This is a genomic window from Nonomuraea lactucae (assembly GCF_003313395.1).
In the GTDB taxonomy this organism is placed as follows: domain Bacteria; phylum Actinomycetota; class Actinomycetes; order Streptosporangiales; family Streptosporangiaceae; genus Nonomuraea; species Nonomuraea lactucae.
Genome location: NZ_QNFZ01000678.1, coordinates 1 through 3,023, shown reverse-complemented (window position 1 = coordinate 3,023; position 3,023 = coordinate 1). Strand labels below are relative to the sequence as shown.

At 73.6% G+C, this 3,023-nt stretch carries 3 protein-coding genes; 2 read left to right on the top strand and 1 reads right to left on the bottom strand.

The window, feature by feature from the left end:
- The first annotated feature begins 162 nt into the window (after positions 1–162).
- On the top strand, positions 163–999 hold the full coding sequence (locus DQW85_RS25270; RefSeq protein ID WP_205315393.1) for a hypothetical protein: 837 nt from the start codon (positions 163–165) through the stop codon (positions 997–999).
- On the opposite strand, the gene DQW85_RS25265 is transcribed toward DQW85_RS25270, so the two are convergent.
- On the bottom strand, positions 952–2,073 hold the full coding sequence (locus tag DQW85_RS25265; RefSeq protein WP_113702469.1) for a CaiB/BaiF CoA transferase family protein: 1,122 nt from the start codon (positions 2,071–2,073) through the stop codon (positions 952–954). The two genes, DQW85_RS25270 and DQW85_RS25265, sit on opposite strands and share 48 nt — an antisense overlap.
- A 150-nt stretch (positions 2,074–2,223) precedes the next feature.
- Here DQW85_RS25265 and DQW85_RS25260 point away from each other — a divergent pair.
- Positions 2,224–3,023 (top strand): serine/threonine-protein kinase (locus tag DQW85_RS25260; protein ID WP_162795363.1); only part of this gene is annotated, 800 nt, incomplete at its 3' end.

Genomic DNA, 3,023 nt, shown 5'->3' with positions numbered 1-3,023 from the left:
CGACCCGCACGACTGCCGGGCGGCGGTCGACCGGGCCGCGCGCGCCACGGAGGAGCGGCTCGCCAAGCTGGGCGCCGCCGCGCGCCAGCGGGTGCTCGCCGATTTCACGGTGGCCGCCGAGACCGATGGCTACCTGCGGGTCCTTCACGAGACCGCCGGGCTGTGATCGTCTGTTACGCCCGGGGCGGCGGGCTGGGGCACCTCACCCGCGTGCGCGCCTACCTGCACACGGTCCACCCAGGCGAGCCCGCCGAGATCCTGACCGCCTGGCCGGAACGGCTTCCCGGGGCGTCCGAGCTGGTCGTGGACGCCTTCCCGGCCGGGCTGGACGGCGAGCTGAGCCGGCGGACCGTCCCGCCCGGCGTCAGGGTCGTGCACCTGGCCAGGCTGCTGCGCTGGGACGCCTACCGGCCGCTGATCCCGGACGATCCGGTGCGCTTCGACCGGACGTACCTCGTCGAGGAGATCACCGGCCCGCACCTGGCCTTCCTAGGGTCGGTCTCCCGTGCCGTCACCCCGCTCACCCTCGCGGACCCGCCCGCCCCCTCCGCCACGCCCGTGAGTGACCGGCTGCGCGGGGCCTGGCTGATCGTGCACGCGGGCCCGCCCGGCGAGGTCATGGACCTGGTCGCCTACGCCCGCGAGACCGCCGCGCTCGAAGGACTGAGCCCGGTGTTCGTGCTGGTCTCGCCCGCCGCGCCGCCCGGACTGCCCGCCGACGTGGCCCACCTCGACGCCCGCCCGGCCTGGCCGCTGTTCCGGTCCGCCGGCCGGATCGTCTCCGCCGCAGGGTTCAACGTCGTACGGCAGGCGGCGCCGTACCGGCACAAGCACCGATTGCTGCCCTTCCCGCGCCGCTTCGACGACCAGTTCGCCCGCGCCGCCCGCGTCCGCGCCGACCAGCCCCCCCGCGCGGTGTCAGGCGAGCACGTGTCAGGCGAGCACCCCCTGTCAGGCGAGCACGCCCTGGGAGCGGAGCTTCGCGGCGGCCTCGGCTGACAGTCCCCAGGAGGACAGGTCGTCGAGCCTCGTGGCGGGGGACAGGTCCGCGTCGGGCACGCCGAGCAGGCGCGGCGCGGGCCGCGGCTGGGTCACGCCGTTCACCTCGACGAAGCCGCCCCTGGCCGCGTTGTGCGGGTGGGCGGCCGCCTCCGTCATGGACAGCACCGGCGCGACGCACGCGTCCGACCCCTCGAACACCGCCTCCCACTCCGCCCGCGTCCGCGACCGGAACGCCTCCGCCAGGCGGGCCTTCAGCGCGGGCCACTGCTTCCTGTCGTCGCGGTCGGGCAGGTCCGTCAGCTCCATGCGCGTCACCATGGCGTCCCAGAACTGCGGCTCCAGCGCCCCCACCGCGACGTACTCGCCGTCGGCGGTCTCGTACGTGTCGTACATCGGCGCGCCCGTGTCGAGCAGGTTGGTGCCGCGCGGCCCCCAGAACCCGCTCTGCGCGGCGTGGTGGAACATCGCGAACAGCAGCGCGGACCCGTCGACCATGGCCGCGTCGATCACCCGGCCGCGGCCGGTCCGCTCCCGCTCGATGAGGGCGAGCAGCACACCGTAGGCGAGCATGAGCCCGCCCCCGGCGAAGTCGCCCAGGATGTTGATCGGTGGCGTCGGGGGCTCGCCCGCGCGGCCGAGCAGCGACAGCACGCCGGAGATCGCGATGTAGTCGATGTCGTGCCCGGCGGCGGTGGCGAGCGGGCCCTCCTGCCCCCACCCGGTCATCCGGCCGTAGACGAGCCGCTCGTTCACCGCGCGCAGGTCGTCCGGCCCGATGCCGAGCCGCTCGGCGACGCCCGGCCTGAACACCTCGATGACCACGTCGGCCCGCGCGGCCAACTCCTTGAACGCCGCCACGCCCTCGGGCGACTTCAGGTCCAGTCCGATGCTGCGCTTGCCGCGGTCCATGACGTCCGAGCGCGGCCGGTCGGAGACCTTGGGGACGCGGTCCACCCGCAGCACCTCGGCGCCGTGGTCGGCCAGCATCATCCCGGCGAACGGCCCCGGCGCGAGCCCGGCGAGCTCCAGCACGCGCACCCCGGCCAGTGGTCCCCGGCGGGCTTCTGACATGAACGTCTCCTCAAAGAACGAGCTGTCGGCTCACGGCTCAGTAGAACAACATTCGGTGAGCTGTGGCAAGCGGCCTCGCCGACCTCCCGGCGAACCAAGGTCATGTATGGGAAACTTGCCCACTGATCGGGTGGTCTACAGGGGTAGGACATGGTTTCGGAAAGCACGCCGCTGATCGCTGGGCGTTACCGGTTACTGCGCGAACTGGGGCGCGGTGGCATGGGCGTGGTCTGGGAAGGCCGCGACACGCTGCTCAACCGGCAGATCGCGATCAAGGAAGTGCTGCTGCCCGACGGGCTGCCACGCGCGGACCAGGAGCGCCAGCTCCTCCGCACGGCGCGCGAGGCCCGCACGGCGGCCAGGCTCAACCACCCCTCGGTCGTCGCTATCTACGACGTGGTGGAGGAGGACGGCCGTCCCTGGATCATCATGGAGCTGGTGCGTCACCCCTCCGTCGAGGAGGTCGTCGCCACGACGGGCGCCCTGCCCATCCGGCAGGCGGCCGACGTGGGCAGGCAGGTGCTGTCCGCGCTGCGCGCCGCGCATGCCGTCGGCATCCTGCACCGCGACGTCAAGCCCAGCAACATCCTGCTGGCCGACGACGGCCGGGCCGTGCTCACCGACTTCGGCATCGCCACCGCCGAGGGCGAATCCTCGCTGACCAGGACCGGCATGGTCACCGGCTCGCCGAGCTTCCTGGCCCCCGAACGGGTGCGCGCCGCCGAGGCCGGCCCGCCCTCGGACCTGTGGTCGCTCGGCGCCACGCTCTTCGCCACGCTGGTGGGCCGCTCGCCGTTCGAGCGGGGCGAGCCCATGGCGACGCTCAACGCCCTGCTCAACGAGGAGCCGGACTACCGGAGGATCCCTCCGGCGATGCACCCGGTCCTGAAGGGCCTGCTGCGCAAGGAGCCGCACGAGCGGCTGACCGCCGAGGAGGCCGACCGGTTGCT